Origin of the sequence: Azotobacter bryophylli, from assembly GCF_042643485.1 — a bacterium.
GTDB lineage: Bacteria > Pseudomonadota > Gammaproteobacteria > Pseudomonadales > Pseudomonadaceae > Azotobacter > Azotobacter bryophylli.
On sequence record NZ_JBHRSJ010000016.1, the window covers coordinates 168,263 to 192,892 of the forward strand.

18 protein-coding genes are annotated in these 24,630 nt (G+C 65.8%); 9 read left to right on the forward strand and 9 right to left on the reverse strand.

Annotated elements, in window-relative coordinates; genetic code table 11:
• Positions 1-105 precede the first annotated feature (105 nt).
• The gene (locus tag ACFOJE_RS09320) at positions 106-402 is read right to left on the reverse strand and encodes a putative quinol monooxygenase (protein WP_377814042.1); all 297 of its coding nucleotides are present in this window, start codon (positions 400-402) and stop codon (positions 106-108) included.
• Between the two features lie 131 nt (positions 403-533).
• Between ACFOJE_RS09320 and ACFOJE_RS09325 the strand changes: the two genes are divergently transcribed.
• A complete protein-coding gene (locus tag ACFOJE_RS09325; protein WP_377814043.1) occupies positions 534-830 on the forward strand; it encodes a DUF1883 domain-containing protein in 297 nt (98 codons plus the stop codon).
• Between the two features lie 203 nt (positions 831-1,033).
• On the opposite strand, the gene metH is transcribed toward ACFOJE_RS09325, so the two are convergent.
• Positions 1,034-4,726 carry a methionine synthase gene (gene metH, locus ACFOJE_RS09330; RefSeq protein WP_377814044.1) on the reverse strand — a complete coding sequence of 1,231 codons (3,693 nt, stop codon included), beginning with the start codon at positions 4,724-4,726 and terminating at the stop codon, positions 1,034-1,036.
• A 198-nt stretch (positions 4,727-4,924) separates the two neighbouring features.
• Between metH and ACFOJE_RS09335 the strand changes: the two genes are divergently transcribed.
• Positions 4,925-7,198 (forward strand): fatty acid cis/trans isomerase, encoded by a 2,274-nt coding sequence (locus ACFOJE_RS09335; RefSeq protein ID WP_377814045.1) that lies wholly within the window; start codon positions 4,925-4,927, stop codon positions 7,196-7,198.
• 106 nt (positions 7,199-7,304) lie between these two features.
• Positions 7,305-7,889 (forward strand): Fe-S biogenesis protein NfuA, encoded by a 585-nt coding sequence (nfuA, locus tag ACFOJE_RS09340; RefSeq protein WP_377814046.1) that lies wholly within the window; start codon positions 7,305-7,307, stop codon positions 7,887-7,889.
• Between the two features lie 147 nt (positions 7,890-8,036).
• On the opposite strand, the gene ACFOJE_RS09345 is transcribed toward nfuA, so the two are convergent.
• The gene (locus tag ACFOJE_RS09345) at positions 8,037-8,303 is read right to left on the reverse strand and encodes a hypothetical protein (protein WP_377814047.1); all 267 of its coding nucleotides are present in this window, start codon (positions 8,301-8,303) and stop codon (positions 8,037-8,039) included.
• Positions 8,304-8,494: 191 nt separating this feature from the next.
• Complete coding sequence (locus tag ACFOJE_RS09350; RefSeq protein WP_377814048.1) at positions 8,495-9,112, reverse strand: hypothetical protein; 618 nt, start codon at positions 9,110-9,112, stop codon at positions 8,495-8,497.
• Between the two features lie 505 nt (positions 9,113-9,617).
• Here ACFOJE_RS09350 and ACFOJE_RS09355 point away from each other — a divergent pair.
• Positions 9,618-10,451: an undecaprenyl-diphosphate phosphatase gene (locus tag ACFOJE_RS09355; RefSeq protein ID WP_377814049.1), complete on the forward strand. Its 834-nt coding sequence runs from the start codon at positions 9,618-9,620 to the stop codon at positions 10,449-10,451.
• Between the two features lie 19 nt (positions 10,452-10,470).
• A complete protein-coding gene (locus ACFOJE_RS09360; RefSeq protein ID WP_377814050.1) occupies positions 10,471-11,172 on the forward strand; it encodes a DUF1294 domain-containing protein in 702 nt (233 codons plus the stop codon).
• 86 nt (positions 11,173-11,258) lie between these two features.
• Here the strand turns inward: ACFOJE_RS09360 and ACFOJE_RS09365 are convergent, their stop codons facing one another.
• From ACFOJE_RS09365 to ACFOJE_RS09375, 3 genes are all read right to left on the reverse strand, one after another.
• Positions 11,259-12,848, reverse strand: a complete 1,590-nt coding sequence (locus ACFOJE_RS09365) for an ABC-F family ATPase (protein ID WP_377814051.1) — start codon at positions 12,846-12,848, stop codon at positions 11,259-11,261.
• A gap of 96 nt (positions 12,849-12,944) precedes the next feature.
• Positions 12,945-14,153, reverse strand: coding sequence for an MFS transporter (locus ACFOJE_RS09370; protein ID WP_377814052.1), 1,209 nt, complete (start codon positions 14,151-14,153; stop codon positions 12,945-12,947).
• A 129-nt stretch (positions 14,154-14,282) separates the two neighbouring features.
• The gene (locus ACFOJE_RS09375) at positions 14,283-14,561 is read right to left on the reverse strand and encodes a peptidylprolyl isomerase (protein ID WP_377814053.1); all 279 of its coding nucleotides are present in this window, start codon (positions 14,559-14,561) and stop codon (positions 14,283-14,285) included.
• A 127-nt stretch (positions 14,562-14,688) separates the two neighbouring features.
• On the opposite strand from ACFOJE_RS09375, the gene ACFOJE_RS09380 reads away from it, so the two are divergent.
• Positions 14,689-15,867 carry a PilT/PilU family type 4a pilus ATPase gene (locus ACFOJE_RS09380; RefSeq protein ID WP_377814054.1) on the forward strand — a complete coding sequence of 393 codons (1,179 nt, stop codon included), beginning with the start codon at positions 14,689-14,691 and terminating at the stop codon, positions 15,865-15,867.
• 57 nt (positions 15,868-15,924) lie between these two features.
• Here ACFOJE_RS09380 and ACFOJE_RS09385 read toward each other — a convergent pair whose 3' ends face one another.
• Together ACFOJE_RS09385 and xthA are read right to left on the reverse strand one after the other, a co-directional pair.
• Positions 15,925-17,193, reverse strand: a complete 1,269-nt coding sequence (locus tag ACFOJE_RS09385; protein ID WP_377814055.1) for a substrate-binding domain-containing protein — start codon at positions 17,191-17,193, stop codon at positions 15,925-15,927.
• 237 nt (positions 17,194-17,430) lie between these two features.
• Positions 17,431-18,243, reverse strand: a complete 813-nt coding sequence (gene xthA, locus ACFOJE_RS09390) for an exodeoxyribonuclease III (RefSeq protein ID WP_377814056.1) — start codon at positions 18,241-18,243, stop codon at positions 17,431-17,433.
• A gap of 174 nt (positions 18,244-18,417) precedes the next feature.
• On the opposite strand from xthA, the gene ACFOJE_RS09395 reads away from it, so the two are divergent.
• From ACFOJE_RS09395 to ACFOJE_RS09405, 3 genes are all read left to right on the forward strand, one after another.
• Positions 18,418-19,059, forward strand: coding sequence for a GNAT family N-acetyltransferase (locus ACFOJE_RS09395; RefSeq protein WP_377814057.1), 642 nt, complete (start codon positions 18,418-18,420; stop codon positions 19,057-19,059).
• Between the two features lie 90 nt (positions 19,060-19,149).
• Positions 19,150-20,868 (forward strand): autotransporter assembly complex protein TamA, encoded by a 1,719-nt coding sequence (locus tag ACFOJE_RS09400; protein WP_377814058.1) that lies wholly within the window; start codon positions 19,150-19,152, stop codon positions 20,866-20,868.
• Complete coding sequence (locus ACFOJE_RS09405; protein ID WP_377814059.1) at positions 20,865-24,548, forward strand: translocation/assembly module TamB domain-containing protein; 3,684 nt, start codon at positions 20,865-20,867, stop codon at positions 24,546-24,548. Before ACFOJE_RS09400 ends, ACFOJE_RS09405 begins: the two co-directional genes overlap by 4 nt.
• Positions 24,549-24,630: the final 82 nt, after the last annotated feature.

The following is a 24,630-nucleotide window of genomic DNA, read 5'->3' on the forward strand; positions in this document are numbered from 1 at the left end:
CGGCGTCCAGTCTACAGGGGCAGTCCCCCCGACCACAGTCCCCGAAGCACCCGTGCGGCATTTCCCGCTCGGGCATGGCCGAGGCGCAGGCGGTGGTTTTCCAGTCTATGCCGGCATCTCGTCGAGAATCAGGATCTGCTGCTCCGCCAGCAGGCCCTCGACGCCCGCGATCAGGGCCTGGAAGTGGGCGGTGGCCTGGTGCTCCTCCAGCGCTTTCCGGTCGGCCCAGCGCTCGATGAACACGAAGCGTCCTTCCTGGCCCTGTTCCGTGTGCAGGGTGTAGAAACGGCAACCCTGCTCGGCCCGAGAAGGTGCCAAGCAGGCCTGCAGCACTTCGCGGACCGCCTCGGCTTTGCCGGGCTTGGCCTGCAGGATGGCGACGACGCGGATTTCCTTGGTCATATCGGTTCACTCCTATCAGATGGTCAATGTGAAAGGCTCACTGCCGTGGTCGGATTTCATCACAGCATGGCCGCGAGAAGCCTGGCTTCGTGCTATGTTCCGCCGCCTTGTGACGTGCGCTGGAATCACCGATGAAATTCATTCACCAACGCGAGCAGCTGGACGAGGGCGACCTGGTCATCATCGAAAGCTCGCAACCCTGCAATATCCGCCTGATGAACGATGCGAACTTCCGCAGTTTCCGCAACGGTGGTCGCCACTCTTATCATGGTGGCGCCTTCGACCGCTTCCCGGCGAAGATTCGGGTGCCCGTCAGTGGCTTCTGGAACATTACCCTCGACACGGTTACCCGCCGCGCGATCAGCGTGACGCGCAAGCCGAAGCTGGAGTATTCCATCAGGATTCGGCGTGTTAAGAGCGAGCATTGATTAGTTAAGGGTTATTCGCCCGTAGCGATATGGCGACGAGGCTCAGCGCGCATTGATGCCGTTGGCCTTGGCCAACACCATGACGGCGGATTTCAGTCAGTGCGGCGATCAGGCTCGCTTCACCTCGCGCAACTTGGCTTGGTGGCATTGGCTAAAACGAGAGAGGCCCACTGCAGTGGGCCTTTCTCGTGTGATGCGTGGTGTCAGGACTCGTAGCCCAGATTCGGCGCCAGCCAGCGTTCGCTCACGCTCACGTCCTGGCCCTTGCGGGCCGAGTAGCTCTCGATCTGGTCCTTCTCCACCTTGCCCACGGCGAAGTATTTCGCCTCGGGGTGGGCGAAGTACCAGCCGCTGACGGCAGCGGTGGGGAACATGGCGTAATGCTCGGTGAGGGTCACGCCGCTGACCCCGTCGGCGTCCAGCAGCCGGAACAGGGTGCCTTTCTCGGTGTGGTCCGGGCAGGCCGGGTAGCCGGGAGCGGGGCGGATGCCCTTGTACTGCTCCTTGATCAGGGCTTCGTTGTCCAGCGCCTCGTCCTTGGCGTAGCCCCAGTATTCCTTGCGCACGCGCTCGTGCAGCCATTCGGCGCAGGCCTCGGCGAGGCGGTCGGCCAGTGCCTTGACCATGATCGAGTTGTAGTCGTCGCCCTTGTCCTGATAGGCCTTGGCCAGCTCCTCGGCGCCGATGCCGGCGGTGGTGATGAAGCCGCCCACATAGTCGGTCACGCCGGACTCCTTCGGCGCGACGAAGTCGGCCAGGGACAGGTTCGGCTTGGCGTCGGGCTTGGCGGCCTGCTGGCGCAGGTGGTGCAGGGTGGCCAGTTTCTCGCCCTGCTCGCCGTAGACTTCGATGTCGTCGTCCGCCACCTGGTTGGCCGGCCAGAAGCCGAACACGGCGCGGGCCTTGATCAGCTTTTCGTCGATCAACTTCTTCAGCATGGCCCGGGCGTCGTTGTACAGGTTGGTCGCCGCCTCGCCGACCACCTCGTCTTCCAGGATGCGCGGGAACTTGCCGGCCAGGTCCCAGGAGATGAAGAACGGCGTCCAGTCGATGTACTCGGCCAGGGTGGCGAGGTCGATGTCCTCCAGAATGTGGCGGCCGAGGACGCTCGGCTTGGAGGACTGGTAGTCCGCCCAGTCGAACTTCAGCTTGTTGGCCACGGCATCGGCATAGGACAGTACCTCCTTGCGCGAGCCGCGCTTGGCGGTGCGCTCGCGCACCTCGGCGTATTCCTCGCGCAGCTTGGCGACGTAGGCGGTCTTCAGCTCCTTGGACAGCAGGGTGGTGGCCACGCCCACGGCGCGCGAGGCGTCGGTGACGTAGACCACGGCGTCGTTGCTGTACTGCGGCTCGATCTTCACCGCGGTGTGCGCTTTGGAAGTAGTGGCGCCGCCGATCATCAGCGGCAGGGTGAAGCCCTGGCGCTGCATTTCCTTGGCGACATGGACCATCTCGTCCAGCGACGGGGTGATCAGGCCGGACAGGCCGATGATGTCGCACTTCTCTTCGCGGGCGACCTGCAGAATCTTCTCCGCCGGCACCATCACGCCCAGGTCCACCACGTCGTAGCCGTTGCAGCCGAGCACCACGCCGACGATGTTCTTGCCGATGTCGTGCACGTCGCCCTTCACCGTGGCCATCAAAATCTTGCCCTTGGCTTCCGGCTTGTCACCTTTTTCCGCTTCGATGAACGGGATCAGGTGGGCCACCGCCTGTTTCATCACGCGGGCGGACTTCACCACCTGGGGCAGGAACATCTTGCCGGCGCCGAACAGGTCGCCGACCACGTTCATGCCGGCCATCAGCGGGCCTTCGATGACCTCGATGGGCCGCGCGCACTGCTGGCGGGCTTCTTCGGTGTCCTCGACGATGAAGGTGGTGATGCCCTTGACCAGCGCGTGTTCGAGGCGCTTGTTGACGTCGTAGCTGCGCCACTCCTCGGTCTCGGCTTCCTTGACGCTGCCGTCGCCCTTGTACTGGTCGGCGATGGCCAGCAGCGCTTCGGTGGCGCCGGGATGGCGGTTGAGCACCACGTCCTCGACCTTGTCGCGCAGCTCCTTGGGAATCTCGTCGTAGATCTCCAGCTGGCCGGCGTTGACGATGCCCATGGTCAGGCCGTTCTTGATCGCGTGGTAGAGGAATACCGAGTGGATCGCCTCGCGTACCGGGTTGTTGCCGCGGAACGAGAAGGAGACGTTGGACACGCCGCCGCTCGACAGGGCGTAGGGCAGCTGGTCGCGGATGTAGGCGCAGGCCTCGATGAAGTCGACCGCGTAGTTGTTGTGCTCCTCGATACCGGTGGCCACGGCGAAGATGTTCGGGTCGAAGATGATGTCTTCCGGCTGGAAGCCCACTTCGTTGACCAGGATGTCGTAGGAGCGCTGGCAGATCTCGCGCTTGCGCGCGGCGGTGTCGGCCTGGCCGGCCTCGTCGAAAGCCATCACCACCACGGCGGCGCCGTAGCGCTTGCACAGGTGGGCGTGGTGCTTGAACGCCTCGACGCCTTCCTTCATGGAGATCGAGTTGACGATGCCCTTGCCCTGGATGCACTTGAGGCCGGCTTCGATCACCTCCCACTTGGAGGAGTCGATCATGATCGGCACGCGGGAGATGTCCGGCTCGGAGGCGATCAAGTTGAGGAAGGTGACCATCGCCGCCTTGGAGTCGAGCATGCCCTCGTCCATGTTGATGTCGATCACCTGGGCGCCGGCTTCCACCTGCTGGCGGGCCACGTCCAGCGCCTCGGCGTAGTTTTCCTCGCGGATCAGGCGGGCGAACTTGGCGCTGCCGGTGATGTTGGTGCGCTCGCCGACGTTCACGAAGAGGCTGTTGCGGTCGATGGTGAACGGCTCGAGGCCCGACAGGCGGCAGGCGCGCGGGATGTCGGGAATGGTGCGCGGCGGATACTTGGCCACCGCCTCGGCGATGGCCTGGATGTGCGGCGGGGTGGTGCCGCAGCAGCCGCCGATGATGTTGAGGAAGCCCGAAGCGGCGAATTCCTCGATCACCTTGGCCATCTGCGCCGGGGTCTCGTCGTACTCGCCGAAGGCGTTGGGCAGGCCGGCATTGGGGTGGGCGGACACATGGGTGTCGGCCTTGTTGGCCAGCTCTTCCAGGTACGGACGCAGGTCCTTGGCGCCGAGGGCGCAGTTGAGGCCCACGGAGATCGGCTGGGCGTGGCGCACCGAGTTCCAGAACGCCTCGGTGGTCTGCCCGGACAGGGTACGGCCGGAGGCGTCGGTGATGGTGCCGGAGATCATGATCGGCAACTCGACGCCGTCTTCCTCGAACACCTGCTGCACGGCGAAGATCGCCGCCTTGGCGTTGAGGGTGTCGAAGATGGTCTCGATGAGGATCAAGTCGGCGCCGCCCTCGATCAGGCCGCGGGTGGCTTCGGTGTAGTTTTCCACCAACTCGTCGAAGGTGACGTTGCGGTAGCCGGGGTTGTTGACGTCCGGGGAGATCGAGCAGGTGCGGCTGGTCGGGCCGATCACGCCGGCGACGAAGCGTGGCTTGGCCGGGTTCTCGGCAGTCTTGGCTTCGGCCACCTGGCGGGCCAGGCGTGCGCCGGCCACGTTCAGCTCGTAGGCCAGCTCTTCCATGCCGTAGTCGGCCTGGGAGACGCGGGTGGCGTTAAAGGTGTTGGTCTCGAGGATGTCGGCGCCGGCGTCCAGGTAGGCGCGCTCGATGGCCTGGATCACGTCCGGACGGGTGAGCAGCAGCAGGTCGTTGTTGCCTTTCACGTCCTGCGGCCAGTCGGCGAAGCGCTCGCCGCGGTAATCGGACTCCTCCAGCTTGTAGCTCTGGATCATGGTGCCCATGCCGCCGTCGAGGATCAGGATGCGTTCCTTGAGGGCTTGCTGGAGGGCCTGGAGGCGGGCGGCGCGGTCGGACATGAGGGCTACCTGATGAAGCGTGATCGAAAGTCGGGAATGATAACAAAGCTGCACGGCATTCGTGTCGAGAGGAGATTTGCATGAAATAGATTCATGTAGGGCCTCCTCCTTGCCACTGTGCCCATAGACCAGAAGCCAGTCGCCATCGTCCGAAGCGGAGCGTAAGATCGCGCCGCCTGCAAAGGATCCGTGACGACAATGCATTTCCGTGTCCTGCTCTTTCTGCTCCTGACTTGTGCGGCCTTCGCGCGAGCGGAAAGCATCTCCTATCAACGCGACATCCAGCCCATCTTCACGGCCAAGTGCGTGGCCTGCCACGCCTGCTACGATGCCCCCTGCCAGCTCAAGCTGGGCAGCGCTCCGGGAACCCAGCGCGGCGCCAGCAAGGCGCCGGTGTACAACGGCGCGCGTACCGAGCCCATCCAGCCCAGCCGCCTGTTCCTGGACGCCCAGGACGAGCAGGGCTGGCGCAGCAAGGGCTTCTATTCCGTGCTCGATGCCAGGGGCGGCCAGGCGGCATTGCTGGAGAGCATGCTGGAGCTCGGTCGCAGCCACCCGCTGGAGCCCAATGCGAAACTGCCCAAGGACGTGACCCTGGGCATCGAGCGCAGGAACGTCTGCCCCATGCCCGGCGAGTTCGCCGAGTACGCCAAGGACAATCCGCACGGCGGGATGCCCTACGCCGTCACCGGACTGAGCGACAAGGAATTCGCTTTCTTGCGGCAGTGGCTCGACCAGGGGGCGCCGGTGGACTGGCAGCCGGTGCGGCCTTCGTCGGTCGAGGCTGGGCAGATCGCGGACTGGGAGCGCCTGCTCAATGCCCCCGGGGCCCGCGAGAATCTGGTCGCGCGCTGGTTGTACGAGCACCTGTACTTGGCCCATCTGCATTTCGAGGGCGGCGAGCCGGGGCACTTCTTCGAGCTGGTGCGTTCGCGCACGCCCAGCGGCGAGCCGATCGAGCCGATCGCCACGCGCCGGCCCAACGACGATCCGGGCCTGCGCTTCTTCTATCGCCTGCGGCCGATCCAGGAAGTCATCGTGCGCAAGAGCCATACGGCCTATGCGCTCAGCGCGAAAAAAATGGCGCGGGTCCGTGAGTTGTTCTTCGCCGGCGACTGGCAGGTCACCGCCGTACCCAGCTATGGCGCTCTGGACAAGGCCAACCCGTTCAAGACCTTCCAGGCCATTCCGGTGCGGGCGCGCTACCAGTTCATGCTGGATAACGCCGAGTTCTTCGTGAAGACCTTCATCCGCGGGCCAGTCTGTCGTGGTCAGATCGCAACCGACGTGCTTCGCGACCGTTTCTGGACGCTCTTCCAGGCTCCGGACCGGGACCTCTACATCACCGATGTGGCCTACCGCGAGAAGGTGACCCCGCTGCTGGAGCTGCCCGGCCAGTTCGACAATCTCACCGATCTCTGGGAGCGCTGGGCGGCCCACCGGGACATGCGCAACCAGTACAGCCGCATCCGGACGGCGGCTTATGCCGGTCGTCCGGCGCAGTGGGCGGACATCTGGAGCGGCAACGACAACGCGCTGCTGACGGTCTTTCGCCAGCACGACAGCGCTTCGGTGCACAAGGGGCTGATCGGTACCACCCCGATCTCACTGTGGATGCTGGACTACCCGCTGCTCGAGAGCACCTACTACGAGCTGGTGGTGAACTTCGACGTGTTCGGCAACATTTCCCACCAGGCGCAGACGCGCCTGTATTTCGACCTGATCCGCAACGCCGCCGAGCGGAACTTCCTGCGCCTGCTGCCCTCCGCTTCGCGCCAGGCGATTCTCGACAACTGGTATCAGGATAGTGGCAAGCTGAAGCTGTGGCTCACCTATACCGATATCGACACCGTCACCCCGTCCGGGCTGGGCCTGCCGCGGCAGGAGGCCAAGGAACGCTTCGGCGAGCAGTTGCTGCGCCGTCACGCGGCGATCGACGCCGCGCCCGACCCGATCAATCGCTGTACCGATGCGCATTGCTACCGGCCGGGCGTCGCGCAGGAACTGAGGTATGCGGAACTGGCGTTTTCCCGTCTGAGCGGGCGCCCGGAAGCCGGCTTGCCGGCCATCCATTTCCTGCCCGAGGCTAGCCTGCTGCGCGTCGAGTATGGGAAAGGCAAGCGCGAGGTCTATAGCCTGATGCGCGATCGGGCTCTGAGCAACGTGGCCTTCATGCTCGGGGAGGAGATGCGCTATATCCCCGGGCTGGACAAGCTCACGCTCTATCCCGGTGTGCTGAGCAGCTACCCGAACTTCCTCTTCAACATCGAAGAGGGCGAGGTGCCCGCTTTCGTCGAGGCGATCGAGCGGGTGCATACGCAGAAGGACTTCGACCGTCTGGTCGAGCGCTGGGGAGTTCGCCGTACCCACCCGAAGTTCTGGCGCTATTTCAACGATGTTTCCGCCTATCTGTACGAGACCGAGCCGCTGGATGCCGGCGTGCTCGACCTGAACCGCTACGAGAATCTCTAGGCCGAGCGACCGTCGACGCCCTAGCAGTTTATTCCTACTATGCTGCTAGGGCTTTCCCCTCGAAAGTGCTTGGCGTAGACTGCCGGCAGATCTGAAAGGAGTTTCCATGAGCGCCATCACCATTACCGACGCCGCACACGATTACCTGGCCGAGCTGCTCGCCAAGCAGAACACCAAGGACATCGGGATCCGCATCTTCATCACCCAGCCCGGTACCCCCTACGCCGAGACCTGCATCTCCTACTGCAAGCCGGGCGAGCAGAAGCCGGACGACATCGCGCTGGCGCTGAAGAGCTTCACCGCCTGGATCGATGCGATCAGCGAGCCGTTCCTCGTCGATGCTGTTGTCGACTACGCCTCCGACCGCATGGGCGGTCAGCTGACCATCAAGGCGCCGAACGCCAAGGTGCCGATGATCGGCGAGGACAGCCCGCTGAACGAGCGGATCAACTACTACCTGCAGACCGAAGTGAATCCGGGCCTGGCCAGTCATGGTGGCCAGGTGACCCTGGTCGACATCGTCGAGGAAGGCATCGCCGTGCTGCAGTTCGGCGGTGGTTGCCAGGGCTGCGGCATGGTCGACGTGACCCTGAAGGAAGGCGTGGAAAAGACGCTGATGGAGCGTATCCCGGATCTCAAGGGCGTGCGCGACGTGACCGACCACAGCAACCGGGAAAATGCCTACTACTGACCGATCGTCCGGCGAAACAAAAGGCGGCCTAGGCCGCCTTTATTGTTTCAGCTGCAGTCTTCGCCTAACCAGACCGATGACTGGGGAAACATGAAGATGAGGGAATCAGGGGGCGGAGCTTCTTCCCTGTGACTCCGCCCCTCGGCTTCAATCCGGCATGCGCCAGGGAGCGAGATCGATGCCGACTTCGCTGAGCTCCTGGCGCGTCTGTTGGATGAAGGCAGCCAATTGCAGCGGATCCGAATAGGCGGCGGTGGAAATTCGTTTTCGACCGAGAGTGCGGGTGCTGGTGCGGTCGATGACCGTCAGGCTCAGCTCGCCATCGCCCTCATGAGCCCAGGCGATGCACTGGAGCGGATGGAAGGCGCGGTCTGTGATCAGAAGTGCTTCGTTGAAGCGGAGTGGTGCGTTCATGGGTGGTTCCCTCTCTATTACCATGAAAAGCCGCCTTTATGGTTTTGTGTTCGGGCGGCAGGCGAAACGCGACTGTCAGTCAAAGACGGATACTGGACCGGAAATTTGAGCTGACAATGGCAAGCGAGTTCCTTCGGCTTGCTGATCCTGGAATGATGCGGATCAAGGTATCTTCGGTTCTTCGTAACTCCTCAATAGGACAGGTCGTCCGCCTGTCTGTAAAGCATCAGCAGCTTGCGGGTGATGGTGTTCTGTATGTCTTCCCGCTCGAACGTCGACAGGTGCGACAGCTTGCTCACCTGCAGCCGGTGAAGGTGCAGGGAGGGCATCTGCTGGCCGAATTCGCGCAGATCCCCCTTGATGAGAATGGGCAGAAATACATCGCCGAGTTTTTTCTGGTTGCTGATGATCTGGGCGAGCGCCTTCTTGAAGGGCATTGTCTTCAGCGTCGACTGGTTCTTGTCCTCGACCCTTTTCGTCAGGAGCAGGCCGGGCTTCCCCAGGAGCTTGCCGGGCAGGATGTAGAGCCCGGTACGACGTACCGCGAGCGCGTCGATGTCGTGCAGCGTGTCGTGGAAGGCGTAGGGATTGGGCAGGATCACCATCTTGCGGCCGATATCGCTGGGGAAATGCAGGTTGTAGTTGGTGTACAACTGCCTCACCGACTCGGAGTAGACGCAAAGGCGGTTTTCGAAGACCTTGACGAAACGCTCGGCCAGTTCGCGTCGGGCGATGTGGTCGAGATCCCAGACGAGGTCGGGGTTCGCCTGTCGGCTCAGATCGATTTCCTGATGCTTCATATTGATCATGGGGCACTCGAGATCAATGGCTAATCGCAGCGAATCGCAAGCGAAGGTCTCGTACTGTCGGCGGTCGATCAGGCATCCGTGATGCCTGGGGAAGGGACACGCCTAATAGGCAGGCATCGGCAGGCCAAATCGAAGCATGGAAATTTTCTAATACGTCCGAACCATCCCGACAAGCTGTAGCAGCGCATATTCTTCCTTGTGTCTCATTCGAGCCCTATCCATGGGCTGGCGCGCATTCGCGTTCCAGCATTCGCTGCTGTCGGAATCTACGGCCAGGGAGATGCGCGATTATTGATAAGCGTTCGTCGTTGTGCAAGGGATTGACAAACAGCTTCCCGTATCTGCCTGCAGCACTGTCACATCGGGTCTGTTAGCATTCCCTCCTGTTAAAACGGTTGCACCTGACTCGTTGGTTTTCGATTTTTCTGCATATTCCGTTCCTGTATCCCCTGCCGTTCAAGGCGCCGGGGAGGGATGTCTATGCGTTTGATTTTTTGGGGGTTTGATGGATCTTTGGCTCGCTCTGCAGGCGCTGATTCTGGGTATCGTCGAGGGATTGACCGAATTTCTGCCGATATCCAGTACGGGGCATCAGATCATCATTGCCGATTTGCTCGGTTTCGTCGGTGATCGGGCCAAGGCGTTCAACATCATCATCCAGCTCGGGGCGATTCTCGCCGTGGTGTGGGAATTCCGTCAGCGGATCTTCGGCGTGGTGGTCGGGCTGCCCACGCAGCGCCAGGCGCAGCGCTTCACGATCAACCTGCTGATCGCCTTCCTGCCGGCTGTGGTGCTCGGTCTGACCTTCGCCGGGCTGATTGAGCACTGGCTGTTCAATCCGGTGACCGTCGCCAGCGCCCTGGTCGTGGGCGGCGTGGTGATGCTCTGGGCGGAGAAGCGCGAGCACCGCATCGAGGTCCGGACGGTGGACGAGATGAGCTGGAAGCACGCCCTCAAGGTCGGCTGCGCCCAATGCCTGGCGCTGATTCCCGGCACCTCGCGTTCGGCCTCCACCATCATTGGCGGTCTGCTGTTCGGCCTGTCGCGCAAGGCCGCCACCGAGTTCTCCTTCTTCCTCGCCATGCCGACCATGGTCGGCGCCGCCGCGTACTCCGGCTACAAGCACCGGGCGCTGTTCGCCAATGGCGGCGACCTGCCGATCTTCGCCCTCGGCTTCATGGCCTCGTTCGTCTTCGCCATGCTGTCGGTGCGGGCCTTGCTGCGCTTCATCGCCAGCCACAGTTACGCGGTTTTCGCCTGGTATCGCATCGGTTTCGGTCTGCTGATTCTCGCCACCTGGCGGCTGGGCGTGATCGATTGGAGTACGGCGCAGGGCTGAGGTGAGGAGAACATCGGCCATGGAACAGCGGGGCGTATTGAAAAACTGGAACGACGACAAGGGCTTCGGCTTCATCCAGCCCGAAAAGGGCGGTGAGCCCTTGTTCGTGCATATCTCGGCGATGCGTGGCGAGCGACGTCCCCAGACCGGCGAGACGGTGCTTTATCTGGCTGAGCGAGATCCGCAGGGGCGTATGCGGGCCAGACACATGCGCTTCGACGAGCTGAGCCTCGACCGCCCGGCTATTCGGCGCAAGCCGCGGCCAGCGGCCGCCCAGACCGAGAGTGCGCCGCACAAGGAGCGGCCAGGGCGAGGCGGAATTCAGAACCTGCCGTTCAAGCTGGTGTTGTTCCTTGGGCTCTGCACATTGCCGCTCGGTGGCGCGCTGCAGATGCTGTGGGTTTCGGGCTTCGTATGGCCGTTATATGCCTACGGACTGATCAGTCTGATCAGTTTCTTCCAGTACTGGAGCGACAAGAGCCGCGCCGAAAAGGGCCGCTGGCGTACACCGGAGAACAGCTTGCATGTCGCCGAACTGCTTGGCGGCTGGCCCGGTGCGTTGGTGGCACAGCAGCTCTTTCGCCACAAGACACGCAAGGTCTCGTATCAGTGGGTGTTCTGGGGGATCGTTGGGCTACACCAGCTCTTCTGGGGCGACTGGCTGTTGCTTGGCGGGAAGTTCAGCCGGCAAATTCTGCCGCAATGGGCGGGGCTCATGTAGGAGCGGACGCATCTGTGATCGGCAACTCGCAATGCATCCGCTCTCGCACACAAAAGCAGCCGGCCTGTGCAGGCCGGCTGGGTTCCTCAAATGACGACGCCCTGGCTGCGTAGGTAGTCGTCGTAGCTGCCGCTGAAGTCGGTGACGCCGTTCTCCGACAGCTCGATGATGCGGCTCGCCAGCGAGCTGACGAACTCGCGGTCGTGGCTGACGAAGATCAGCGTGCCCGGGTAGTTCTCCAGCGCCAGGTTGAGCGCCTCGATGGATTCCATGTCGAGGTGGTTGGTCGGTTCGTCCATCACCAGCACGTTGGGCTTGGCCAGGATCAGCTTGCCGAACAGCATGCGGCCCTGCTCGCCGCCGGAAATCACCTTCACCGATTTGCGGATGTCGTCGTTGGAGAACAGCATGCGCCCGAGGGTGCCGCGGATCAGCTGCTCGCCGCCCTGGGTCCACTGGCCCATCCAGTCGAACAGAGTCATGTCGTCGGCGAAGTCGTCGGCATGGTCCTGGGCGAAGTAGCCGACTTCGGCGCTTTCGGCCCATTTCACCTCGCCGCGCATGGGCGGCATTTCGCCGACCAGGGTGCGCAGCAGGGTGGTCTTGCCGATGCCGTTCGGGCCGATGATGGCGACTCGCTCGCCGGCCTCGATCTGCAGGGAGAGATCGCGGAACAGCGGCGTGCCGTCGAAGCCCTGGCTGACCTTCTCCAGCGTCACCGCCTGGCGGTGCAGCTTCTTGGTCTGCTCGAAGCGGATGAACGGGCTGACCCGGCTGGACGGCTTGACCTCTTCCAGCTGGATCTTGTCGATCTGTTTGGCGCGGCTAGTGGCCTGCTTGGCCTTGGAGGCGTTGGCCGAGAAGCGGCTGACGAAGGTCTGCAGTTCGGCGATCTGCGCTTTCTTCTTGGCGTTGTCGGCCAGCAGGCGTTCGCGGGCCTGGGTCGCCGCGGTCATGTACTCGTCGTAGTTGCCGGGGAACAGGCGCAGCTCGCCGTAGTCCAGGTCGGCCATGTGGGTGCAGACGCTGTTCAGGAAGTGGCGGTCGTGGGAGATGATGATCATGGTGGAGTTGCGCGCCGTGAGCACGCCTTCCAGCCAGCGGATGGTGTTGATGTCCAGGTGGTTGGTCGGTTCGTCCAGCAGCAGCACGTCCGGATCGGAGAACAGCGCCTGGGCCAGCAGCACGCGCAGCTTCCAGCCGGGCGCCACGGCGCTCATCGGGCCGAAGTGCTGCTCCAGCGGAATGCCCACGCCGAGCAGCAGCTCGCCGGCGCGGGATTCGGCAGTGTAGCCGTCGAACTCGGCGAACTGCACCTCCAGCTCGGCGACCTTCATGCCATCCTCTTCGCTCATCTCCGGCAGGGCGTAGATGCGGTCGCGCTCGGCCTTCACCGCCCAGAGCTCGGCATGGCCCATGATCACGGTGTCGATCACCGTGCAGTCCTCATAGGCGAACTGGTCCTGGCGCAGCTTGCCCAGCCGTACGTTGGGCTCCAGCATCACTTGGCCGGCCGACGGCTCCAGCTCGCCGCCGAGGATCTTCATGAACGTCGACTTGCCGCAGCCGTTGGCGCCGATGAGGCCGTAGCGGTTGCCGTTGCCGAACTTGACGGAAACGTTCTCGAACAGGGGCTTGGCCCCGAACTGCATGGTGATGTTGGCGGTAGAAATCACGATCTGGTCCCGGTAGCCACGTCTTGGCGCAAAAGGTGCCGATTGTAGCGAGTCGAGGGCGCCAAGGGCAGCGGAACCGACGAAGTCCGTCGGGTATCAGGGCTTGCCCTCGAGCGTGGCCAGCCCGGCAGCGGGACCGCTGCGTCGGTGCAGGGTCAGCGTCAGGGCCAGTGCGCCGAAGGCGGCGACGGTGCAGAGGAGGAAGACCGAACGGAAGCCCTGGTTCGCGATGATCAGCCCCATCAGCGGTCCGCAGATGCCCAGTGCCAGGTCCAGGAACAGCGAATAGGCACCGATGGTCGATCCGCGGCTGGCGGCCGGGGCCAGCTTCACCGCCTCGACGCCTAGGGCCGGGAAGACCAGGGAGAAGCCGAAGCCGGTCAGGGACGCCCCGGCCATGGTCGCCAGGCGGTCCGGCGCGGCCCAGAGCAAAGCCAGGCCGATAGCCTCCACCAGCAGGCTGACCATCGCCACCGGGGAGCCGCCGAAACGGTCGATCGCCCTGGCGAACAGCAGGCGGGCGGCGATGAAGCTGAAGCCGAAGGCGGTCAGGCAGTATTCCGCATGCGCCCAGCCATGGCTGCCGTAATAGAGCGTGATGAAGGCGGCGATGGTGCCATAGCCGAGCGTGCCCAGGGCAAGCGCCAGGCCATGGGGGGTGACCCGGCCGAGCACCTTCATGAACCCCAGGCGCTCGCCGATCTGTGGCGGCACCCCGGTCTTCGCTCCGGCGAGGGCGAGCCCGGCCAGGGCCGCCAGCAGCACGCTGAGGCCCATGCTGGAAAGGCCGTATCGACCGGTCAGCCAGGTCCCCAGGGGGGCGCCGAAGGCGATGCCGGCATAGCAGGCGATCCCGTTCCAGGAAATCACCCGGCCGGTACCGCTGCCGCCCAGTTGGCCGATTCCCCAGGTGATGGAGGCCGAGGCGATCAGACTGAGGGCGCCGCCCAGCGCCACCCGGCTGAGCAGCAACAGGCCCAGGCTGAGGGGCGGCCGGTCCAGCCACAGGGCGGCGAGCGCCATCAGCAGGCCGCTGCAGGCGCAGCCGGCCAGACCATGGATGATCGCCCGCTTCGGCCCGGCACTGTCGATCAGACGGCCGGCCAGGGGACGCACGCCCAACGTCACCAGATACTGCAGGCTGATGACCAGACCGGCGAGCAGCGCGCTGTAGCCCAGCCGCTCGTGGACCAGCCCCGGTATCACCGCGAGGGTGATACCGACGCCGAGATAGCCGATGAAGGAAAAGCAGACGATCGAGACGATCTGGAGCGTGGCGCTGCGGGAGGAGAGGGCACTGGTCATTATTGTTGTTCCAGTTCGGGTGGGCGTTCCGTGCACCACCCCATGATGCGCAGCCGGCCGTCCCGATGGAAGTCCCGCCATGCGGACGGGGCGCCCCTCTGTGCGCTGATCGCACAGGTCAGGCGTCGCTCAGTCGCGGTAGAATGTCTGTACCAGGTGATAGCCGAACTGGGTCTTGACCGGGCCGTGGATGTCGCGCAGGGGTTTGCGGAAGATCACCTGGTCGATCGCTCGCACCATCTGCCCGGGGCGGACCTCGCCCAGGTCGCCGCCGCGCTTGGCCGAAGGGCAGATCGAATGCTTGCGCGCCAGGCTGGCGAAGTCCTCGCCCTTGGCCAGGCGCTGCTTCAATTGCGCCGCCTCGGCTTCGGTTCTGACCAGAATGTGCCGCGCCATCGCTTTGGCCATGAAGGAGTCCTCATCTTGGAAATCTCCTCATTGTGCCAGAGGAGGGCCGCTCTTAGAGTCGCCAGGGTCCCGGCCCGCCATCCGGCGTGGCCTCATCACCCCCGCTTTCGCCCCGCAGACTGAGCACATGGATATCCAATCGATGCTGAAAATCCTGGCCACCCAGGATGGTTCGGACCTTTACCTCTCCACCGGCGCACCGCCCTGCGCCAAGTTCAACGGGGTGCTCAAGGCGCTCAGTCAGGAGCCGCTGAAGCCCGGCGAGGTCGCCACGATCGCCGAGGGACTGATGGACGCCGAGCAGCGTGCCGAGTTCGACCGCGAGCTGGAGATGAACCTGGCCATCTCCCTGCAGAACATCGGCCGCTTCCGCGTCAACATCTTCAAGCAGCGCAACGAGGTGTCCATCGTCGCCCGCAACATCAAGCTGGACATCCCCCGCTTCGAGGACCTCAAGCTGCCCAAGGTGCTGCTCGACGTGGTGATGGAGAAACGCGGGCTGGTGCTCTTCGTCGGCGGCACCGGCTCCGGCAAGTCCACCTCCCTGGCGGCGCTGATCGACTACCGCAACCGCAACAGCGGCGGACACATCATCACCATCGAGGATCCGGTGGAATACGTGCACCGGCACAAGAAGTCGATCATCAACCAGCGCGAGGTCGGCGTGGACACCCGCAGCTTCCACGCGGCGCTGAAGAACACCCTGCGCCAGGCGCCGGACGTGATCCTGATCGGCGAGATCCGCGACCGGGCGACCATGGAGCACGCCCTGGCCTTCGCCGACACCGGCCATCTGGCGATCTCCACGCTGCACGCCAACAACGCCAACCAGGCGCTGGACCGCATCATCAACTTCTTCCCGGAGGAGCGCCGCCCGCAGCTACTCAACGACCTGGGCAACAACCTCAAGGCCTTCATCTCCCAGCGGCTGGTCAAGACCCAGGACGGCAAGCGTCGGGCCGCGGTCGAGGTGCTGCTGGGCACGCCGACGGTGCGCGACCTGATCAAGCGCAGCGAGCTGGGCGAGATCAAGGAGATCATGGAGAAGTCGCGCAACCTCGGTATGCAGACCTTCGACCAGGCGTTGATTGAGCTGGTGAAGGAGGGCGCCATCGGCGAGGAGGAGGCGCTGCGCAATGCCGACTCGGCGAACAACGTACGGCTGCAACTGAAGCTGCACCGCGATGGCGGAGTGACGGGTAGCGCGCCGGCCCGGCCAGAGGCAGCGGACGGAGAGGGCGGCGCTTCCTGGCTGGACCTGAAACTGGAGGCCCTGGAAGAGCCGGAGGAAGCCGACAAGGCCTGACGCCCGTCGCCACACACCGAAAGAGAGGCCCGCAGCTCGCGGGCCTCTTCGTCTGCATCAGTAGACCCAGACCTCGACCCGGCGGTTCTTGTGCCGTCCTTCGTCTGCGCTGTTGGCCGCCACCGGCAGGGCATCGCCGAGACCGATGACCTCGCGGAAGGTCACGCCGGACTTGACCAATTCGCGGCGGACCGCCATCGCGCGCATCTTCGACAGCAGGACGCCGCGCTCTGCATCCTGCTTGTGATCGCCGAAGCCGACCAGCACCACCGAGTTCTCCAGCTTGCGGTTGTCGCGCAGATAGGCGACCAGCCGGTTCAGATCGCGCATGGCCTTGTTGTCCAGCGTGGAGCTGCCTTCCTGAAAGCGGAAATTCACCGATAGGCGCTGCGCCTCGCGCGCCAGTTGCTGATAGTTCTCCGGCATGTCGACGCGGGGCTTGACCGGTACCGCCTGCACCCGCTGCGCGATGAAGCCGTTTTCCGCGACGATGGCCTGGCCGCGCGGGCTGTGGGCGAACTCCACCAGCGCCTTGGTCCAGGAGCGGGTCAGTGCCGGCTGGTTGTAGAGGAACAGGCGGCGGGACAGCGGGTAGTCCTCGGTGGCGATCAGACCGGCGTCGGGCAGCATCGGCAGGGAATCGCCGGCGGAAACCGCCACCGGCTTGGCCTCGCGGACATAGGGCAGGCCGATGAAGCCGATCCCGGCCGGGTCCCCGCTGACCGCGGTGGACAGCTCGACGCTGGACTCGAAGCGCCTGGCACTGGCGGCCAGGCTCTTGCCGTGGGCCTTGAGCACCAGCTCCCTGAAGGTGTCGTAGGTGCCGGACTGCTCGTCGCGGGCATACAGGTGGATGGGCCCGCCACGCCCGCCGAGCTGTTCCCAGGTGGTCAGTTCGCCGGCGAACACCTGGGCCAGTTGCGCCAGGCTCAGGGATTGCAGCGGGTTGTCGGGATGGAGGATGACCGCCAGACCGTCGATGGCGATCACCTGTTCGGCATCCGGACTGCGCAGGTCGCCGAGCGCCGCAAGGCTGGCGATCTCCTCGTCCCTGATCGGCCGCGAGGAGGCAGCCAGGTCGGCCTGGCCCGCCAGCAGGGCGGTGAAGCCGGTGCTCGAACCGTGCGCGCCGATCTCCGCCACGACGGGACGCCCGGCGCTGTCGGTAGCCAGCACCCGCTGTTCGTTGGCACCGTCGCCGTTCTCGATGCGGATGTCGCGCATCCCCTGGGCTTCGAACAGTCCCTTGACCAGCGCCGGGGCCAGCGCGGCGCCGATGGTATTGGAACCCTGGATGCGCAGCGCGGCCGGCTCGGCCGTCGCCATCTGACCAGCGACGGATCCGGTCCAGGGCAGGGTTGCGCAGAGAAGTCCGATCAGGAGGGAACCGGCACGTTTCCTTGTTGCGTTGGCACTAGTGCGCGACATCGGTTGAAGCACCTTTTCTTGGTATTGGTTGGAAGGTGCCGGGAGAATAAGTCAGTCCGGTTACTGATATGTTTCAGTATAAGTACGGCCAGGACATGCCCGGCCGGAAGTGTGATTGCCGTCACCCGCCGCCGATCAGTCCAGCTCCAGCCAGACCGGGGCGTGATCGGACGGCTTGTCCATGCCGCGCAGATCGTAGTCGATGCCCGCCGCCTTGAGGCGTCCCTTGAGGGCCTCGGAAACCAGGATCAGGTCGATGCGCAGCCCGCGCTTGGGTTCGTCCTCGAAGCCGCGGCTGCGGTAGTCGAACCAGCTGAAGCGATCGTTCGCCTCTGGGTGCAGGGTGCGGAAGCTGTCCTGCAGGCCCCAACCCTTGAGCCGGGCCATCCATTCGCGCTCCTCCGGCAGGAAGCTGCACTTGCCGGTGCGCAGCCAGCGCTTGGCGTTGTCCGCGCCGATGCCGATATCGCAGTCCTCCGGGGAAATGTTGAAGTCGCCCATCAGCGCCAGCTCCTGGTCGGGGGCGAAGCGGGTCTCCAGCAGGGCCTGCAGGTCGGCGTAGAAGCGGGTCTTGGCCGGGAACTTCACCGGGTGGACGCGGCTCTCGCCCTGCGGGAAGTAGCCGTTCATCACGGTGATCTGCCGACCGTCCGCGTCGGCGAAGGTGCCCCAGATGAAGCGCTTCTGCGATTCCTCGCCATCGTCGGGAAAGCCTTTTTCCAAGGCCAGGGGCGGCTGGCGGGAGAGCAGGGCGACGCCGTAATGGCCTTTCTGCCCGTGGTAGTGCACGTGATAGCCGAGCGCCTCGATTTCCGCCCGGGGAAACTGCTCGTCGGCGACCTTGGTTTCCTGCAGGCCGATCACGTCCGGTCGATGCTTTTCGATCAGCGCCGCCAGTTGGTGCGGGCGGGCGCGCAGGCCGTTGATATTGAAGGAGACGATCTTCATGGGCAGCCGGTCCGAAGAAAAGCGGCCATGCTAGCCGATTGCCGGGAGGGGCGGCCAGTCAACTGGCTAGGGACCGGGGGCGGTGCTAAGTTCCTTAAGATGCGAACCGGGACGTTCAACGGCGCACGCGCTGCTTTCCGGCCATCTGGAATGGAAAATCGAGAGGTCACGACTATGCCTGCACCTGCTGAAATCCGGGTTCTCGACGACAGTTACATCCGCGAGGCACGCTCGCTGCTGTACCACGCCTATCGCAACGTGCCCACCTTCGCCTATCTGTTCGAAGCCGAGCGCCCCGGCTACGAGCAGCGCATCCGGGCGACCGTGCGCGAACTGCTCCAGCAGCATTTCGCCGACGAGCTGCCGGCGCTGGGCCTCATGCTGGGGGAGCGGCTGATCGGCCTGGCGCTGATCTCGCCGCCGCAACGCCGCCTGGAAATCACCGAAAGCTGGGGCTGGCGCATGCGCATGCTGCTGACCGCCGGCTTCCGCTGCACCCGCCGTTATCTCGACTACCACGAAGCGGTGATGGGCTGCCTGCCGCCGGGGGCCTACCACGTGCTGCCCCTGATCGGTGTGCACCCGGAGTTCCAGAGGCAGCGCTACGGCGATCAGCTGCTCGAGGCGCTGCACAACTGGTGTGCCGACGACCCCAATTCCAAGGGCGTGGTGGTGAATACCGGCAACCCCCAGTATCTGGATTTCTTCCGCCGTCACGGCTACGAGGACGTGGGGCAGATCCAGGTCGGTCCGGTGACCGAGCACGTGTTCTTCCATCCCCAACCCCTGCGGGCGGTCAAGAAGGCGAGCGCCTGAGCCGAGCGGAGCGGACCGCTTGGCTGTCCCCGCCGATCGTCCGATGCTAGGCTCTAGGGCCAGCAGGAACACGGCCAAGCACGCCTTTACATGAAGTTTTCGCCACGCCCCTGGCTGTTGTCGCTTCTTCTCCTGCCTGGCGCCGCCCTGGCCGAAGCCGGACTGGACGTACAGGTGGAACCGGGCAATGGCGCCCTGAAAAGCAACATCGAAAGCCACATCGGATCGCTGGAAGATCGCGACGAGCAAGCCCTGCGCCGCTTCCGTACGGCCGCCGAGGCCCAGGCGCGCAGCGCCGCCGAAGCCCTCGGTTATTACCAGGCCCAGATCGGCAGCGAAGTCCGGCGCGACCCGCTGCGCCTGATCCTCCGAGTGGTGCCCGGGGAGCCGGTGCGCCTGCGCCATGTGGTCATCCGCATCGAGGGGCCGGGGGCCGGGGACAAGGCCTTCCGCCTGCCGCAGAGCCCCGAGCTTAAGCCGGGCGTCAGGCTCGATCACGGCCACTACGAGGACGCCAAGAAGCTGATCGAGAGTCGGGCCTCGCGCTACGGCTTCTTCGCCGGGCGCTTCACCCGCCACAGCCTGCAGATCGACCCGGCGGCGGGGATCGCCGACATCGAGCTGGTCTACGACACCGGCCCGCGCTATCTCCTGGGGCCGGTGACCTTCAGCGGCGATACGACTCTGGAAGACAAACTGCTGCGGCGGATGGTGCCTTTCGGCCTGGACACCCCCTACGATTCCGATCTCATCGCCAAGCTGCAGAAGAACCTGCAGGAAAGCGGCTATTTCGAGAGCGTGCGCGTCGATTCCAGCCCGGGCAACGCGCGCGGCGAGCGGCTGCCGGTCAACGTCCGGCTGGCGATGCGCAAGCCGCGCAGCTTCGGCGTCGGAGTCGGCTTCTCCACCGACTACGGTCCGCGCGGGCGGGCCAACTGGACCCGGCACTGGTTCAACCCGAAGGGGCACAGCTACGGGGCCGAGGCGGAGGTTTCGGCGCCCCAGACCAACGCCGGCCTGTGGTACGACATCCCCCTCAACCCGCCGACCACTGACAAGCTGCGCATCGTCGGTGGCTACCAGTACCAGCAGTTGGCCAATACCGACAGCCTGAGCAACCTGGTCACGTTCGGGCCGGAGTGGCACAGCAAGCTGCCCAGCGGCTGGCAGCGGGTGGTCTCGCTGAAATGGCAGCGCGAGGAGTATCGCCTGGGCGACGACAGCGGCCTGAGCAGCTTCCTGCTGCCGGGGGTGACCTATTCCTACCTGCGCAGCGATCACCCGCTCGATCCGAGCCGGGGATACCGCCTGCAGTTCGAAGTGTCCGCGGCCAAGGGCGGCCTGCTCTCGGACGCCGACCTGGTGCACGGCTTCGCCCTGCTCAAGGGGCTCACCACCGTCGCCGACAAGCACCGCCTGCTCGGCCGGATGCAGTTCGGCGGCAACTTCACCGACCAGTACACCCAGGTGCCGCCCTCGCTGCGCTTCTTCGCCGGCGGCGACCAGAGCGTGCGCGGCTACGACTACCAGACGCTGTCGCCGACCAATTCCAGGGGCGACCACATCGGCGGGCGCTACATGGCGGCGGGCAGCCTGGAGTACCAGTACGCGGTGCGGGAGAAATGGCGCGTGGCCACCTTCGTCGACGAGGGCAACTCCTTCAACTCCCTGAGCTCTCCGACCTTCAAGACCGGCGTGGGCGTCGGCGTGCGCTGGATCTCGCCGGTCGGCCCGCTGCGCCTCGACCTGGCCCATGCGGTGCAGGACGGCGGCTTCCGCGTGCACTTCTCCATGGGGCCGGATCTATGACTTATCTGCGTCGTACCCTGGCCGTCCTGTTCGCGCTCCTGCTGGCGCTGTTTCTCGCCGTGGCGGGCCTGCTGGGCACCGAGGCCGGCAGCCGCTGGCTGCTGGGCCGGATTGCGGGGCTGCAGGTGGAAGGCTTCGCCGGCCGGCTCGGCGGTTCCTGGCAAGCCGAGCGGCTGCTCTGGGAGCAGGGCGAGCGGCGCGCCGAGCTGTCCGCCGTGCAGTTCGCCTGGCGGCCGTCGTGCCTGCTGGGGATGACCCTCTGCGTGGACCGGCTGGCCAGCGGCCAGATCGTTCTACAGTTCCCGCCGGGCGGACAGCCGGCGACCACCGGCCCGCTGCGCCTGCCGCAGCTGAAGCTGCCGCTGCGGTTGCGTCTGGGCGAGGTGCAGGTCGGGCGTCTGCTGCTCAACGGCACGGAACAGTTGCAGAGCCTGCAGGCGGCGGCGAACTGGACCGGCGAGGGTATCGCCATCGAATCCCTGGAGCTGCGCCGCCAGGGGCTGGCGCTGAGCCTTACGGGCAGCCTGCAACCGGCCGCCGACTGGCCGCTGGCGGCCCGCGGCGAGCTCGCCCTGGCGGCGCCGGGCGGTCAGCCGTGGCGGATCGCCCTGCAGGTCGACGGCGCCCTGCAGGGCACCCTGAACCTGCAGGCCGACAGCAGCGGCTTCTTCCCGGGACGGCTGGAGGGCAGCGTCGAGCCCCTGGCCGAGCGTCTGCCGGCGCGCTTTCGCCTGACCGCCGATGGCTTCAAGCCGATAGCCGGCCTGCCCGACACCCTGCGCCTAGACCGGCTGGAGCTGGTCGCCGCCGGCGATCTGCAGGACGGCTACGAGGTGCAGGGCACGGCCAGCCTGCCGGCCGAGGGCGGGGCCATGCCGCTGGCGCTGCTGGGCCGGCTGACCAAGCAGGACGCCGAGCTGTCCCGACTGGAGCTGGACGCCGGTAACGGCCAGCGCGTCGCCCTCGACGCCAAGCTCGACTGGCGCGAAGGACTGGCCGCCGAGGCCCGCCTCGACTGGCAGGACTTCCCCTGGCTGCGCCTGTATCCGGGCCTCGCCGAGCCGCCGGTGGCCCTGCGCCGGCTCGGCGCCGAGCTGTCCTACCGGGACGGCAATTACCTGGGCAACTTCGCCGCCGACCTGCACGGCCCGGCCGGGCCCTTCAGCCTGAGCAGCCCCCTGAGCGGCGATTTGCGCCAGGTGCATCTGCCGCAGCTGCAGCTGGTCGCCGGGCAGGGCAAGGCCGAAGGCCAGCTCAGCCTGAACTTCGCCGAGGGCCTCGCCTGGAACGCCAGCCTGCAGCTGAGCGACCTGAACCCCGCCTACTGGCGCTCCGAGCTGGTCGGCAACCTCGACGGCCCCTTGCGCAGCCGGGGAGAATTCCGCGCCGGCAGGCTCGAACTGGAGGCCACCGTCGAACTGGCCGGGCGGCTGCGCGGGCAACCGGCGCGCTTGCAGACCGAGGCAAAGGGAGCGGGGCAGGTCTGGGATCTTTCCCGGCTCGACCTGCGCCTGGGCGACAACCGCATCCAGGGCAGCGGCCGGCTGGATCGCGGACTCAAGGGCCAGCTGGTGCTCGCCATGCCGCGCCTGGGACAACTCTGGCCGGGTCTGCGCGGGCGGATCGACGGCGCCCTGGATCTGGCCGGTTCCCTGCAGGCCCCCGAGGGCGGCCTGGCGCTGGAGGCCCGCCAACTGGCCATGGGCGAGCGCAGCCTGGACGGCCTGACCCTCGCCGCCACGCTGGACGGCGCCCAGCGCGGTCGCCTGGAGCTGAACGGCAGCGGCATCCGCCTCGGCGCGACCCAGCTGGGCAACCTCAAGGCCGTGGGGCAGGGCGATCGCCGCGAGCAGCGCCTCGACCTCGGTCTGAGCGGCCCCGATCTGCAGTTGGCCCTCGGCCTCGACGGCCGGCTGGAGCAGGGAGCCAGCGGCTGGAGCTGGCGCGGGCGGCTCGGTAGCGGTTCGGTGCAGAGCGGCGGCCAGGACTGGCGCCTGCAGCAACCGGCGAGCCTGGAGCGGCTGGCCGACGGCAGCCTGAACCTCGGTGCGCACTGCTGGCGCTCCGCAGCCGCCAGCCTCTGCGCCGAGGATCGGCAGCGGCTGCTGCCGGAGCCGCACCTGAACATCCGTCTGCGCGACTTCCCGCTGGACAATCTGGCCGCCTTCTGGCCGCAGGACTTCGCCTGGCAGGGCCGGCTGAACGGCGATCTGCAGCTGGAACTGCCGAAGGCCGGCCCGCGCGGACGGATCTTCCTGGACGCCGGCAATGGCGTGCTGCGCATCCGCGACCAGGGCCAGTGGCGGGACTTTCCCTACCGCCAGCTGCACCTGGAAAGCCTGCTGCAACCGGAGCGGGTCGACAGCCGCCTGGCGTTCGCCGGCGAGCGCCTGGGCGAGCTGAACCTGCGCGCGCAGATCGACCCGCGCCCGCAGGACCCGCCGCTGAGCGGCGAGTTCTCCCTGCGCGGCTTCGACCTGGCGGTGATCCGACCCTTCGCCGGGCCGGTGGAGGAGCTGCAGGGCCAGGTGAACGGCAACGGCACGCTGCGCGGCAGCCTACGCAAGCCGCAGATTAACGGCCGGATCGAGCTGCGCGACGGGCTGATCGCCGGAACCCGCCTGCCCATGCGCTTCGAGGCCCTCCAGCTGCAGGCGCTGATCGCCGGAGAGAGTCTGCAGCTGGACGGCGACTGGCGCAGCGGTGAGAAGGGGCGCGGCGAGCTGGACGGCACCCTCGACTGGCGCCAGGCCCCGGACCTGAACCTGGGCATCCGCGGCAACCGTCTGCCGGTCAGCGTCGAGCCCTATGCCGCGCTGGAGGTCGATCCCGACCTGCGCCTGCGGCTGGTCGGCAAGCAACTGGCCCTGAGCGGCAAGCTGCAGGTGCCGCGCGGGCGGATCCGCATCCGCGAACTGCCGCCGTCTTCGGTGAAGGTCTCCGAGGATGCCGTGGTGGCGGGGCGCGAGCCGGAGGCCGCGCAGCCCCTGACCATGCTGATGGACGTCAACGTCGAGGTCGGCCGCGACAAGCTGAGCTTCGAGGGCTTCGGCCTGAACGCCGAGCTGGCCGGGCAGCTGCACGTCGGCAACAACATGGACACCCGCGGCGAGCTGGATCTGAAGAACGGGCGTTACCGCGCCTATGGCCAGCGCCTGGACATCCGCCGGGCGCGCCTGCTGTTCGTCGGCGCGATCGACCAGCCCTATCTGGACGTCGAGGCGATCCGCAAGGTCGAGGACGTGACCGCCGGGCTGCGGGTCGGCGGCAGCGCCCTGCAGCCCCAGGTGGAGATCTTCTCCGAACCGGCCATGAGCCAGGAGCAGGCGCTGTCCTACCTGATCCTGGGACGGGCGCCGGGGGCCAACAACGCCGACAGCAACACGCTCGCCCAGGCCGCCCTGAGCCTGGGCCTGGCCGGCAGCTCGCCGCTGACTGGCAGCCTGGCCGAGCGGCTCGGCATCAAGGAGTTCGAACTGGGCACCAAGGGCAGCGGCACCCAGACCAGCGTGGTGGCCAGCGGCAAGATCTCCGAGCGGCTGAGCCTGGTCTACGGGATGGGGGTGTTCGATTCGCTGAGCTCCGTCGCCCTGCGCTACCAGTTGAGCCGGCGGCTGTACATCGAAGCGGCCAGCGGCGTGGCCAGCTCGCTGGATGTCTTCTACAAGCGGGATTTCTGATCGGGGCGGCGTCCGGCGAAAGTCCCACTGCCCAAGTGGGACTTTTTGTGCCAGTCTTGGCGCCGCCAATTCCCAACCAGAA